This window comes from Pseudogemmobacter faecipullorum (assembly GCF_020539525.1).
Taxonomy (GTDB): Bacteria; Pseudomonadota; Alphaproteobacteria; order Rhodobacterales; family Rhodobacteraceae; genus Pseudogemmobacter; species Pseudogemmobacter faecipullorum.
On record NZ_JACDXX010000008.1, the window covers coordinates 153,754 to 166,228 of the forward strand.

Sequence of the window (12,475 nt, forward strand, 5' to 3'; positions counted from 1 at the left end):
CGCGCCTCAGGGGGCGGTGACCGGCCGTTATGGGAGGATAAACATGAAAAAATTCAGACTATCTGCGGCCCTGGCCCTCGGGCTTTCGGCGCTTTTCACCGCGCCTGCCAGCGCCGAGGTCGAAACCCTGCGCATGGCGCGCCAGTTCGGCATCGGCTATCTGCCCCTGACCCTGATCGAGGAGCAGGGCCTGCTCGAGAAACATGCCGCCGCGGCCGGGCTCGAATTCACCACCGAATGGCTGCGCTTCACCGGCGGCTCGGGGATGAATGAGGCCCTGCTCTCGGGCAATCTCGATATTGCCGCCGGCGGCGTCGGCCCGGCGCTGACCATCTGGGCCCGGACCCAGAGCAATCTGAAGGTCCGCGGCGTCGCCGCGCTTGAATCGATGCCGCTCTATCTGGTCACCACCGATCCCGAAATCAAAGAGCTGAAAGATTTCACCGGCCAGAGCAAAATCGCTCTGCCGGCGGTGAAAACCTCGATCCAGGCCATCACGCTGCAGATGGCGGCCGAGAAATACCTCGGCGAGGGTCAGCACGCTGCGCTTGATGCCTTTACCGTCTCGATGGGCCATCCCGATGCTTTGCTGGCGCTGCTGGGCGGCCAGTCCGAGATCAGCGCGCATTTCGGCGCCCCGCCCTTCCAGAACCAGGAGCTGAAAGACCCGCGCGCCCATCTGGTGCTCGACAGCTATGATGTGCTCGGCGGGCCGCATACCTTCAATATGATCTGGTCGAGCGGCGCTTTCGTCGACGCGAACCCGAAGACCGTCGCGGTGCTGATGGCGGCGCTGGACGAAGCCATGGGCTTTATCCGCGAAAATCCGCAGGAGGCGGCAAAGATCTGGATGGCGGCCGAAAGCACCAATCTGACCGAGGAAGAGGTGGTCGCGCTGATCACCGATCCGCGCGTCACCTGGTCGGTCACCCCTGAGGGCATCGCGCCCTATCTGGAATATATGACCCGCGCCGGGCTGATCAGCACCGATGTCACCGACTGGAAAGAGATCTTCTTCCCGACCGCTTTCCCCGGCTGATCCCCCCAGATTGATCAGCCGGTTGATCCCGCGACTGATCGCCGGTCTCCTGCTTCGCTTTCATGCCCCTGCACGCTGCGGCAGGGGCATGTCTCTGCCTGATCTCAAGGAATATCGACATGAGCCGTAACCTCTGCCACCGGCGCGATGAGGGCCCTGCATATGGGGGCTGAAACCATTATCTTTCTGATGCTTGGCGCCTTTGCCGGCGGCTTTATCAACGGACTTGCCGGATTCGGCACCGCGCTGCTGGCCCTCGGCTTCTGGCTGCAGGTGCTGCCGCCGGTTCAGGCGGTCTCAATGGCGGTCGCCATGTCGGTGATCAGCGGTCTGCAGGGCGTCTGGATCGTGCGGCGCGAAATCAGTGCCAATAGGGGCCGGCTTTTGCGCTTTTTGCTGCCTGCCCTGCCCGGCATCCCTCTGGGCGCCATGGTGCTGACCATGATCTCTGCCCCGGTGCTGAAGCTGACGATTGCCGCGCTGATGATCCTCTACGGCGCCTTCTTCAGCCTGCGCCGCGCCCTGCCCAAATTCACCCGGCCGACCCCGGTCGCGGATTCAGCGGTGGGTTTTCTCGGCGGCCTGCTTGGCGGCGCGGCAGGATTATCGGGCGCCCTGCCAACCATGTGGTGCGCCATGCGGCCCTGGAGCAAGGCCGAAACCCGCGCCGTGCTGCAGCCCTATAATGTGATCGTGCTGGCGCTGACCATGCTCTCGATGCTGCTGCTTGGCCATTACAGCAAACAGACGCTGCTCTTCATCCTGCTGGTGCTGCCCGTCACCCTGATCGGGGCGCAGCTCGGGATCAGCGTTTACCGCCGGCTGAGCGATGAACGCTTTCGCCGGCTGCTGATCCTGATGCTGTTTGCCTCCGGGCTGTTGCTGCTTTTGCGCGAACTGCCCGGGCTTTTGTGATCAGAGCGCGCGGATCTCGGCCAGCAGGGCCGGATCGGGACTGATCCCCACCTGCCTTGCCGCAGCCCGGGCGGCAAGGCGGCGCGCGCCGGGCAGACGCGCCCCGGGCTGATCGGTGATCAGCCCGGCCAGCAGGCTGAAACGCTCCAGCGCATTCGCGGCAAAAGCCGTGGGATCAATCGCGATCAGCAATTGCCCGGTGCCGGGAGGCGGGCCTTTGTCATCAAGGAATGAGCTGGCCTGTGAGGCATAATTCGCCCCGCACATCCCGGCGGCCAGCAATTCCACCATCAGCGCCAGCGCAATGCCCTTGGCATCACCAAGCGGCGCCATAGTGCCCTGCAGCGCCTTTTGCGCATCGGTGGTGGGCTGGCCATCGGCATCAAAGGCCCAGCCGGCGGGAATGGCCTCGCCTTTGCGGGCGGCGGCGGCGATATTGCCCCTCGCCACAGTCGAAAGCGCCATATCGACCACAATCGGCTCATCCCCGGCGCGTGGAGCGGCAAAAGCAATCGGATTGGTGCCAAAGACCGCCTGACTTCCACCCCAGGGCGCCATGGCAGCAGGGGTATTGGCAAAGAGAATGGCAACCAGCCCCTGCCCGGCCAGCCGCTCGACAAAGGCCCCGGCCGAGCCACAATGATGCGAGCGGGTAATGGCGGCACAGGCAATGCCCTGGGCGCGGGTCAGAGCCGGCAGCTCTGCCACCGCCAGATCCAGCGCCGGAAAGGCAAAGCCAAAGCCCGCATCAATCAGCAAAGCCCCCGGGCGGGGCCGGCTGAGCCCGGGCAGGGCATCGCCTTTTACCTTACCGCTGCGCAGCTGCGCCACATAAGAGGGCAGCCGCGACAGGCCATGGCCCTTAAAACCATCGGCTTCGGCCTGGACCAGCGCCCCGGCCACGCTGGCGGCGGCCACAGCCCCCGCGCCATTGCGCGCCAGCGCGGCGCTGGCAAGATCAACCGCCTGCTCAAGGCTCAGTCTTTCCATCACAGCGCCTCGCCTTGCAGATGATTGCGCACCGAGCGCACCGTGACTTCCGAGACCCGCAGGTTCGATTCCCGGCTGAGCCCGGCGATATGCGGGGTCAGAATGACATTGCCGAGCCCGGCAAAACGCGCGGTATCGGCCTGCGGCGGCGGTTCGGTCTCAAACACATCGAGCGCCGCCCCCCCCAGCCTGCCCGCGCGCAGCGCCTCTGCCAGCGCCGCCTCATCAATCACCCCGCCCCTTGCGGCATTGATAACGATCGCATCGGGTTTCATCCGGCCAAGCGCTGCCGCATCAACCATATGCCGCGTCGCCGCGGTCAGCGGCACATGCAGCGACAGCACATCACAGCCCGCCAGCACCGCCTCCAGCGCTTCCGGCTGCACCTGCCCGCTCTTCAGTCGCCAGTGCGGCCCCTCAGCGGCAAGATGCGGGTCAAAGGCGCTGACCTCCATCCCCAGCGCCAGCGCCCGAACCGCGGTTTCACGGGCAATCGAGCCGAAACCGATCAGACCCAGCCGCTTGCCGCTGATCTCGCGCCCGTTCATCAGCGCCGCGCGCGCCCAGTCTCCATCTGCCAGCCGCGAGGGCATGGCATGGATGCCACGCAGCAGCACCATGGCCGAGGAAATAACATATTCCGCCACCGAAATATCATTGGCCCCCGAGGCCGGGAAAACCGCGATGCCCCGCGCCTTACAGGCCTGCAGATCGATATTGTCGAGACCGACCCCCAGCCGGCCCACCGCCCTGAGCTTTGGCGCTTTTTCCAGCAGTGCCGCATCTACCCGGGTACGGTTGCGCACGATGATCGCATCCGCGCCGCCGAGGCAGGCCAGCAGATCCTCGCGCCGCTCAACCAGGCCCGGGTCATAGGTGATCCCGCATCCCGGCAGACCAGCACGAAGAATATCCTCTTCCATGAATTCGGGAACGACGATCTGCATGGTTTTGACCTCAGGCTTGCTGTCCTATTTCTTATATATCAACTCATATATAAGACATGCCGGCCGGGCAAGAATTTTCACCTGCCAGAGGACAGGAATTTCAGTTTCCCTATCGCTTTGGCAAAGTCTCAGCGGGTGGCGGCGGCAATGGCCTCGGGGCAGAATCTGCCACTGTCCACCGCGGCGGAAATGGCGCGCAATATCTCTTCGATCACCCGGGTTTTGGTGCTGTCGCGCCGGTGCACCAGACCCAGATGCCGCTGCGGCCCGCCCTCGGCGAGCAGCGGAATCCGCTTCAGCGCCTGAATATCGGGCACCCGCACACAGGGTTCGGGAATGATCGAGACCCCAAGCTCGGCCTGGACCATGGCATAGATCGCCTCCAGCCCGGCCAGCTCCATACTCTCGCTGACCTGGATATTATGGCTTTGCAGCCAGGCCTCGATGATCGAGCCGACCACCGCATCGCGCGAGAAGCGGATGAAGGGATTGCTTTGCAGCACCTCGACCGGATCGGCCGAGCTGACCCGCTCCGAGGCAATCAGCACCAGCTCTTCCGCCGCAACCTGATGCCAGACCAGATTGGCGGGCAGCACCGCCGGGCGCGACAACAGGGCGGCGTCGATGGTATTGCGATCAACCTCATTGATCAGATGCGTGGTCAGCCCCGGGAAAAGCCCGACATGCAGCTCGGGAAAGCGCGCTTTCAGCACCGCCGTGGCGAAGGGCGTCAGCCCGGTCAGCGTGGTCGGAACCGCGCCGAGCAGAAACTCGCCCTTCAGCCCGTCATCACCGATCACCGAGGGCACAATATCATCATAGGCCCGGACCACCTCGCGCGCTTTGGCCAGCAGCGCGCGGCCAAGCGGGGTAAATTCCGGCGTGCGGGTCGAGCGGTTGAAAATCTGCACCCGCCATTCCGCCTCAAGCGCGCGCATCTGCTGGCTGACCGCGGCATGGGTCACAAAAACCGCCTCGGCGGCGGCGCTGAAGGTGCCGTGATCAGCGATTGCCACAAGGGTTTTAAGCATCCGGATCGACATGAAACCCCCAGACCTGCCGCCGCAGCGGCAGCCATCAGTTAACCTGAGCTTAAATAAGGCGGTGAAATCCGATCAGATATCAAGAAGAACTTTCGTCGCAGCCCGAAAACAGCTTTCCAGGTCGTATCCGCCCCCTCCCTGCCTGCCCCGGCTTCAGCTGCCCCGCACCGCACGGCGCCGCCGCAACAGCCGCCGGTACCAGGGCAGAGCCGCCTTTTGCGGGCGCGGCAGGATGGTGACCGGGATCTGCAGGGCCTTGCCGCTGACCTCGGCAAACCAGCGCAGCCCCTCTTCGGCAAGATCGAGCTCCAGCAGCGCCGGTCCGGGCCGCTCGGGCGCCCGGATCATCAGGCGCAGGCCCATGCTCTGATGCGGCGCAAGCAGCCGCGGCAAGGGGCAATGCCCATCCGACCAGATCAGAATTTCGCCCTCCGGGCTCAGCCAGTGATTGCCAAGCGCGAGGCCGCTTTGCGCATGGGCGGGCCAGGGCAGCTCACTGCGATTTCGCACCGAGACCGGCAGGATATACTCCTGCCCCGCCACCAGGCTCAGCCGGCGGATGCGGCTGCGCAAACGGCGCTGGTAAAAGCTGCTGGCGGGCGGCGCGGGCGCGGGCAGATCAACGGCGGGCTGCAGCGCCCTCGCCTGGCCGATCGCGTCCAGAATGGCATCGGCGGTGCGGGCGCCATGATCCGCCGCCAAAGTCTGGGCATAAGTCCCCGGCAGAATGCGCAGCATAAAACCGCGCGGCGCATATTTCCTGAGCCCCGCCTCGGGGTCGCGAAACCAGCGCCGGGGATTAAAACGGCTGCCCGCCAGAGCAAGCAGCACCAGCGGCACGTCAAAGGCCTGATCCCGGGCAAGGCGCTGAAAATGGGCATCCGCCACGATGAACAGATCCACCGCGCGCCCGGCAGCACGCAGCAGTGGCAGGATCTCGCGGATCAGCATCGCCCCCTGACAATCACCGCCCAGGATCAGCGGTCCCTCAGGCGCAAGGCGCAAAATTTCATCGGCATAAAGCCGGGCCGCGGCCCTGGCCTGAGGGGAATCGTAATGGAACAGATAAACGCCCGAGCGCAAAACATAGCTGTTCAGCCGCCGCGCCAGATATTTGCGCAGCATCCCGGCGCCGGTCGCATCCTGGGTACACCAGAACAGCCGCTCCGGGCGACCGGGCAGATCGCCGGGGCTCAGCTGGCGGATCAGCCCGTCCGGCAGCGCCGCCCGGCCCGGCCAGTCCGCCATCAGCTGGCGCAGCCGCGCCGCCAGCCCCTCATCACCGCCCTCCCCGGCGCGGTCGCTGCCCCTGATCCGGGCGCCGAGATCGCTGAGGCTGAAACGATCCGGGAAATCCTGCAAATTCAGCTGGCAGCCCCAGATCCGCTCCACCGCCGCGCTCAGCTGCAGCGCCTTCAGCGACGTGCCGCCCAGCAGGAAAAAATCAGCCTCAGGGTCAAATCCAGGCCCGAGCTCCAGGACTTCGCGCCAGATCCTGCTCAGCTGATCTGTATCAGCGCCATCCGCCGCCGCCCTGCCAGCACGCAGCGCCAGCATCAGATTAGGGCTGTCACTCTCAGCCAGGGCCAGACGGCGCAGCTTGCCAAGGCCCGTGCGCGGCAGATCTCCGGGCGCGATCTGCGAAATCCGGCCCGGGGTAAAGCGAAACTCCGCCGCCATCGCCGCGGCGAGCTGTCGGGCCAGATCCGGCGGGGCCTCGTGTTTTGCGCAGACCACAAACAGCGCACAGGCCGCCCCGAGACCGCCGCCCTGCTCCTGGTGCTGCGCCGGGGTCAGCGGAACCGCGTAAATTTCGCTCAGCCCGGTCGCTGCGCGCAGACAGGCCTCGATCTCCTGGCAGGTGTATTTTTTCGCATCCACGATGATCAGCTCTTTGGCGCGCCCGGTCACCGTCAGCCTGCCATCGCGCAGCAGGCCCAGATCGCCGGTGCGCAGCCAGCCATCCGCCGTGAACAGCGCGGCATTGGCTTCGGGATCACCGATATAGCCAGAGGTCATGGTCGGGCCGCGCACCTCAATCGCGCCGGTCTCGCCCTCGGCCAGCACCTCTCCCGCCGCACCGGTGATGCGCAGAGCATGTCCGGCGGTCGGGCGATCAAGCTCAGGCGGGCTGTCATCCCCCCCTGCCCCGGGCAGAAACGGCGTGCCGCCCCCTGCCACCGGCCCGCATTCCGTCATACCGTAACCGGCGATCATCGCATCCTCGCGCAGCCCGAAGGGCATCAGCGCCCGCAAGGCCGCCTCAACCATCGGGCGCGACACGCTTTCCGCCCCGATGCCGATCCGCTGCACCTGACGCAGATCCCAGACCCGCTCGGGCGAGCCAGCCAGCGCCTTTACCAGCAGCGACAGGCCAAAACTGGTCATGGTCGCATGGCTGGCCCCGCTCTGCTGCAGCGCATCCAGCCAGGTCAGCGGCTGGCTGATAAAGCGCCGGGTGTCGAGATGCAGCTTCAGCGGCAGATCCGGCATCGCCATGCCCATGCCCATCACATGGTCAAAAGCGGTCCAGGACAGAAAGCCGGTCGCGCCGCCGGGGCCGGGCAGCACCGGCCACCAGCGGGCCAGGGCCGCCGCATCAGACAGGCCGACCAGCCGCGCGGTGCCGGTGGTGCCCGAGGTCGGAATGGCAAAACGCAGCGCCGCGCCACCCTGATCTTCGGGCAGGTCAGCTGCGGGGGCCGGGCTGGTGAGCAGCCGGGCAAGCTCGGGGGCGTCAATGACACAGAGCCGGCGGAACTGCGCCGCGCAGAGCGGTTGCAGCGCGCTGGCCGGGCGCGTGGTACAGGGGATGATGCAATAGCCGCCCAGAATACCGGCATGAACCGCCGTCACCAGATCCGCCGCCGCCCCGCTCTGCAGCAAAAGCGCATCGCCCGGGCCAAAGCCCCGGGCCTGCAATCCCGCCACCAGCCGCAGCGCCCGATCGGCACTCTCCTGCCAGGCCAGGCGGATCTGCTGGCCATCGGGCCCGATGCTGACAAAACCGCCACCGCCCGCCCGCGCAAACCCGGCCCGCAGCGCCGCCGCGAGCGAAGCATAGGCCGGCTCACGCGGCACCCCACAGGAAAGCGAAAGCCGGGCAGTACTGCAGGGATCAGACAAGGTCGAAACTTTCGCTGAACGGCGCCGCATCTGCATAATAGCGGCGGATTTTTTCGCTTTCGCCCGCCACATCCTGGCGCGCGCGCGCCGCTCCGGGCCAGTCTTCGGCACGGTAATAGCGGCTGGAATAGCTGCTCCAGCCGCGCACCGCCTGGGGGCCGAACCAGCGCTGCGCCGCCAGACGGCAGCGCCGCAGATGGAAATGCACCGCGACGATCAGCAGCCCTCTGCCCGGCTCGCCCGCCAGCAGACGCGCGGCAAATTCCGCATTCTGATCGGTATGGGCCGCGCAGGGTTCGAGCAAAATCGCGTCGCGCGGCACCCCCTCCTGCCCGGCGAGCCCCGCCATCACCCCGGCCTCGGTCGCCCCGAGGCGCGGATTATAGCCGCCGGTGAACAAAAGCCGCTTCACATAGCCCTGACGCCAGAGCCGGATCGCATGCATCGCCGGTCGCGCCGGGCTGTTCATGCCAAAAACAAGAGCAATATCGGCGGGCACCAGCCGGTCGGGCGGGAAATAGATATCCCGCTCTCTTTCTGCATGTTGTACTTGCAAGTCTCAGGCTTTCTTCATGCAGTCCGGGCAGTTTTCACCGCCCCTCCCTACAGCCAAAGCCCTGCAGGTGAAAAGAGACCTGCGCCTAAAATATTGTTTTTATGTTACAATAAAGAACACTGCCGGATCACCTGCGATCCGCGCTGCATTTTCATCAATACATGCAGTTCTTATATGCTGAGGGGGTCACGGCACGGCATCCGCCTGCGCCCCCGTTCCGCTGCGCCCGCTGGCCTGAGCTGCCTCTTTCGCCTGCTGCAGTTACAGATGCCGCAGATCCGGCCTCACACTGCCGTCCCGCTGCGCGCCAGATGCAGCCTGCCGCGCGGCAGGCTCAGCGCCAGGCTGCGCGGATCGTCATCGCTGACCAGATGATCGATCTCATCCGTCCGGCAGATCGAGACCCGGCTTTCAATGCCGATCTTTCCGGAATGGCACAGCAGGATATTCTCACGGGCGCGGCGCATCATCGCCCGCGCCACCTCCGCCTCATGCAGTTCGTAATCGGTCACACCACGATCCGGATGCAGCCCCACCGGCGAAATCACCGCGAAATCGGCAAGGAAGCGGTCGATCTGAGACAGGGTCATCTCGCCATAGGTGGCCGGGACATCGCGGTGAGGCCGCCCGCCCAGAAGCAGCACATCACACTCCCGGCCGCGCGACATGATGCCCGCGATCTCGAAGGAATTGGTGATCACCCGGATATTGCCCCGCGCGGCCAGATCGGCGGCAAAGGTGATCGTCGTGGTGCCGGTATCGATAAACACCGTCGATCCTTCCGGGATCAGCGTCAGCGCCAGGCGGCCGATGGCGCGTTTTTGCGCCACATTATGGCTCTGGCGCTGATTATAATCCGGCTCCGGCTCAATCAGACCGGCCAGCCGGGTCGCGCCGCCATGCACCCGGCTCAAGAGGCCGCGCTCTTCCATTTCCAGCAGGTCGCGCCGGATGGTCTCACGCGAGACCGAGAACCGGCTGACCAGCGCAGCGGTCGATACCTGTTGCTGACTGGACAGCAGTCCGAGGATCTGCGCCTGGCGTTCATGCGACCACATCGTTCACCTTCCCAGCCTGAGCCGTCTCTGCCTGCAGCTGACGCCACAGAATTGCACATCACCCGCCCGGTCAGGCGTTTTTTGCCGCAGAGCTGCAGCGCAATCCGCCCTTCAGGGCCAGGATTTCGCCAGGCTCTGCGGCCCCGGGCCCGAAACGCAATTTATTCCACAAAAATCCAGACAAATGCACAAAGTTCTTGCCCTGTAGATAAAACTATTTCAACCATATGAAACAATATCGCTCAGGTGCAATAAATGCCACGAGATTCCAGCCTGTCCCTGACTGAAGAAATCGGCTTCCTGGCCCTGGCGGCAGAGGCGGCGAAAGAAATTACCCTGTCCTGGTTTCGCCAGCCGATCGAGATTGAGGATAAAGAGGATCATTCCCCGGTCACCATTGCCGACCGCGCCACCGAGGCCGAGCTGCGCCGCCTGATTGCCAGCCACTTCCCCGCGGACGGCATCCTTGGCGAGGAAGAGGCACCCAGCAATCCCGAAAGCCGCCGCATCTGGGTGGTTGATCCGATTGATGGCACCAGGAGCTTTATCACCGGCCATCCGCTCTATGGCTGCCTGATCGCTTTGCTGCAGGACGGCATTCCCCTGCTCGGCCAGATTGATATGCCGGTGCTGGGCGAGCGCTGGCAGGGCCGCAAAGGCGCGCCCAGCACCCTGAACGGGGCAGCCTGCCGAACCCGCAAATGCCAGCGGCTCAGCGATGCCTGGATCTATACCACCAGTCCCCAGGCCTTTCCGGGGCGCTCGCTTGCCGCCTTCGAGGCGCTTTCCGCCCGGGGCCGCCTTACCCGCTATGGCGGTGATTGCTACAATTACGGCCTGCTCGCCTCCGGCCATTGCGATCTGGTGGCCGAGACCGGCCTGCAGCCCTTTGATTATCTGCCGCTGGTGCCAGTCATCGAGGGCGCAGGCGGCGTGATCACCGACTGGCAGGGCCAGAGCCTCAGCCTGCATTCCGCCGGCGATGTCATCGCGGCAGCCACGCCGGAACTACATGCCGAAGCGCTCAGCCTTCTGCGCGGTCAGGCCCCCGGCCCGGCCGGCTGAGCGATCCCAAGTAACCTGAACGCATGGGGCAAAATCATCATGCGCAGGACAAAACCGCCCATCCCGCACGGGCAGCCAACATGGAGAATGAAATGATCAGCAGACGGAAGTTTCTGAACTATTCTGCCGCTTTCGGCGCGCTCGCCGCCACGCCGCAGATCAATACAGATTTCCTGTTCAGCCCGGCCATGGCCCAGGCCAGCAGGCCGATCACCTTCCTCTCGGCCGAGAATATCACCGGCAACTGGGATCCGACCGCCCATACCACCCTGTCACAGACCAATATCGAAGGCTTTGTGATGGGCTATCTGACCCGGGCGCCGATGACGCCTGAAAAGCCCGATGAAGTGGTCTATGAACTGGCCACCAGCATCACCGAAATCGATGCCCACAGGCTTGAGATCAAACTCCGCGAAGGCGTGACCTTCCATGACGGCAAGCCCTTCACTGCGGCGGATGTCAAAGCGACCTTTGAATATGGCGCGGGCGCAGACCGCCCCAAGCAGGTCTATCCCGGCACCACCGATACATTCGCCGTCACCACACCAGACGATTACACCGTCATCATCGACACCTCGAAAGGCGGCTTCGGCGCGTCGCTCTTCATTTTCCTCGCTTCCTATCTGCCGATCCTCTCCGCCGATGATGTCGCTCAGGGCCCCTCCGGCCCGCTGTCACAGCGCCTGAATGGCACCGGCCCGTTCAGATTCGTCGAGCAGCGTGGCAATGACACGGTGATGGAGGCCTTTGACGGCTATTTCAAAGGCAAGGCCACCGTGCCGGGCGTCACCTTCTCCTTCGTCGGCGATGGCACGACCCGGATGCTGTCGCTGATGTCGGGCCAGGCCGATATTATCGAGCGGCTCGAGCCGGAACAGGCCGAAACGCTTGAGGCTGAAGCAGGCATCGTCATCAAACGCCAGGTCTCGGTCGAGAATAAATATCTCTGGTTCCGCTGCTCGAAAGCGCCGTTTGACAATCCGCTGGTGCGCCGCGCCGCCTGCCATGCCATTGACCGCGATATGATCATGGAGATCATGGGCTCGGCCGGACATGCCTCGTCGAACTTCGTCTCGCCGATCAAATTCGGCTATACCGACCTCGCGAATTATCCGAAATACGACCCCGAGGAATGCCAGCGCCTGCTGGCCGAGGCGGGCTATCCCAATGGCGAGGGCCTGCCCGAGCTGGAATATATCACCTCGACCGGCTTCTATCCCAAGACCAAGGAATATGGCGAGATCATCACCGCGCTGATGCAGGAACAGGGCTTCCCGGTCACGCTGAATGTGATGGAGGTGGCGGCCTGGAATGAGCGGCTCTATGACCGTCCCGGCGGCGGCCCGGGCCATATGGTCGATTGCGGCTGGTCGACCGGCTCGCCCGAACCCGATCTGGTGCTGCGCTCGCATTTCCATTCCTCGTCGAAGCGGATCTGCGGCATCGAAGATCCCGAGATTGACGCGGCCCTCGATGAAGAGCGCAATGCCCCCTCGCTTGAGGCGCGCAAGACCTCGCTGCAGAGCAATCTGATGCCGATGCTGGCCGATAAGGTTCCGGCGCTGTCGCTGTTCACCTCGGTGCTGATGCATGGCATGCGCGAAAATCTGGCCGGGCTGATCATGTATCCCGATGGTCAGATCGACGCCTCACAGGCCAGCTTCAGCTGATCCTGCCCGGCCGGGTGCAGCACGCGCCCGGCCGGACCCTTCCAGCGAAATTTCTGCCAGACCGTC

Annotated in this window: 10 protein-coding genes; 4 read left to right on the forward strand and 6 right to left on the reverse strand. The window is 64.6% G+C overall.

The window, feature by feature from the left end; genetic code table 11:
- The first annotated feature begins 43 nt into the window (after positions 1 to 43).
- Positions 44 to 1,039, forward strand: a complete 996-nt coding sequence (locus tag H0485_RS10565; protein ID WP_226935340.1) for an ABC transporter substrate-binding protein — start codon at positions 44 to 46, stop codon at positions 1,037 to 1,039.
- A 162-nt stretch (positions 1,040 to 1,201) separates the two neighbouring features.
- Complete coding sequence (locus H0485_RS10570; RefSeq protein ID WP_226935341.1) at positions 1,202 to 1,954, forward strand: sulfite exporter TauE/SafE family protein; 753 nt, start codon at positions 1,202 to 1,204, stop codon at positions 1,952 to 1,954.
- On the opposite strand, the gene H0485_RS10575 is transcribed toward H0485_RS10570, so the two are convergent.
- The 6 genes from H0485_RS10575 to H0485_RS10600 form a co-directional block, all read right to left on the reverse strand.
- Complete coding sequence (locus H0485_RS10575) at positions 1,955 to 2,944, reverse strand: Ldh family oxidoreductase (protein ID WP_226935441.1); 990 nt, start codon at positions 2,942 to 2,944, stop codon at positions 1,955 to 1,957.
- On the reverse strand, positions 2,944 to 3,891 hold the full coding sequence (locus H0485_RS10580) for a hydroxyacid dehydrogenase (RefSeq protein WP_226935343.1): 948 nt from the start codon (positions 3,889 to 3,891) through the stop codon (positions 2,944 to 2,946). The genes H0485_RS10575 and H0485_RS10580 overlap by 1 nt, the downstream gene beginning before the upstream one ends.
- Positions 3,892 to 4,019: 128 nt before the next feature.
- On the reverse strand, positions 4,020 to 4,934 hold the full coding sequence (locus tag H0485_RS10585; protein WP_226935345.1) for a LysR family transcriptional regulator: 915 nt from the start codon (positions 4,932 to 4,934) through the stop codon (positions 4,020 to 4,022).
- A gap of 153 nt (positions 4,935 to 5,087) precedes the next feature.
- On the reverse strand, positions 5,088 to 8,060 hold the full coding sequence (locus tag H0485_RS10590) for an AMP-binding protein (RefSeq protein ID WP_226935347.1): 2,973 nt from the start codon (positions 8,058 to 8,060) through the stop codon (positions 5,088 to 5,090).
- Complete coding sequence (locus H0485_RS10595; RefSeq protein WP_226935349.1) at positions 8,053 to 8,616, reverse strand: YdcF family protein; 564 nt, start codon at positions 8,614 to 8,616, stop codon at positions 8,053 to 8,055. The genes H0485_RS10590 and H0485_RS10595 overlap by 8 nt, the downstream gene beginning before the upstream one ends.
- 284 nt (positions 8,617 to 8,900) lie before the next feature.
- Positions 8,901 to 9,674: a DeoR/GlpR family DNA-binding transcription regulator gene (locus tag H0485_RS10600; RefSeq protein WP_226935351.1), complete on the reverse strand. Its 774-nt coding sequence runs from the start codon at positions 9,672 to 9,674 to the stop codon at positions 8,901 to 8,903.
- A gap of 255 nt (positions 9,675 to 9,929) precedes the next feature.
- On the opposite strand from H0485_RS10600, the gene hisN reads away from it, so the two are divergent.
- Both hisN and H0485_RS10610 read left to right on the forward strand, forming a co-directional pair.
- Entirely contained in the window at positions 9,930 to 10,739 is an 810-nt protein-coding gene (gene hisN, locus H0485_RS10605; protein WP_226935352.1) for a histidinol-phosphatase, read from the forward strand.
- Positions 10,740 to 10,831: 92 nt separating this feature from the next.
- Positions 10,832 to 12,409 carry an ABC transporter substrate-binding protein gene (locus H0485_RS10610; protein ID WP_226935354.1) on the forward strand — a complete coding sequence of 526 codons (1,578 nt, stop codon included), beginning with the start codon at positions 10,832 to 10,834 and terminating at the stop codon, positions 12,407 to 12,409.
- The last annotated feature ends 66 nt before the right edge of the window (positions 12,410 to 12,475 follow it).